This is a genomic window from Kineococcus sp. TRM81007 (genome assembly GCF_022669155.1).
Taxonomy (GTDB): Bacteria; Actinomycetota; Actinomycetes; order Actinomycetales; family Kineococcaceae; genus Kineococcus.
The window spans coordinates 148547-149412 of record NZ_JALBVB010000056.1 but is presented as its reverse complement, the minus strand read 5'-3'; positions in this window follow the sequence as shown (position 1 = coordinate 149412).

Genomic DNA, 866 nt, shown 5'->3' with positions numbered 1-866 from the left:
ATCACGACGGAACCCGCGATCCTCACCACGCGGAGCCCGGTCATCACGACGGAACCCGCGATCACCCGAACGACCGGGGCCGCCAGGGCGGCCGCCGCGCTCCGGAGAGCGACCGTCGGCGCGGCCGCCGCGGTCCTGAGAGCGGTCGTCCCGGGACCACGCCCGGTCGGTGCGCGGGGAGCGCACTGCACCACCGCCCTGCTGGCGGTCGTCCCGTGCCCGATCACGCGGTTCCCGGCCGGCCGAAGAGCCACGCTCGTCCCGCTGCCAGCGGCTGCGCTGTGGGCGGTCGCCGGTGGGCGCGCTCGACCGGGTACGCCCTTCCGGACCGCCGTTGCCGCGGCTCGCCGCGTCGCGCACACCGCGCCCAGGCCGCTCCGCGCCACCGCCCGTCGGGCGACCTGCGCCCTCTGGACGTGCGGGAGCGGAACGGTCACGGCGCGGACGGTCGGCGCCCTCGGGTCGTCCTGCTCCGCTCCGGGAAGCACCACCGGAGGCGGGGCCACGACGAGGAGCGCCGTCACGACGGTCGGGCGACGAGGATCGGGGGCCTCGACCGGTGGGCGCACCGCCCTGGCGCGGGCGGCCACCACCGGAGGCGGGACGCCCCTCGTCACGGCCCCTGGGCCGGGATTCAGACATGCCGTTCTCCCACCTGCCCGCAGCGTGCGGGCATCCTCGTCGCTGTTCAGATGTCGTGCAGTGCACCAGGCTCTCACGCGGCCCGGACGGCGCTGAAACGAACGCGGGGAGTTCACCCGAAGGTGAACTCCCCGCACGGTGCTCACGCACCACTTCAACGTGTGAGTGGCCGGCGGTGACCTACTCTCCCACCCAGTCTCCCGGGCAGTACCATCGGCGCTGGT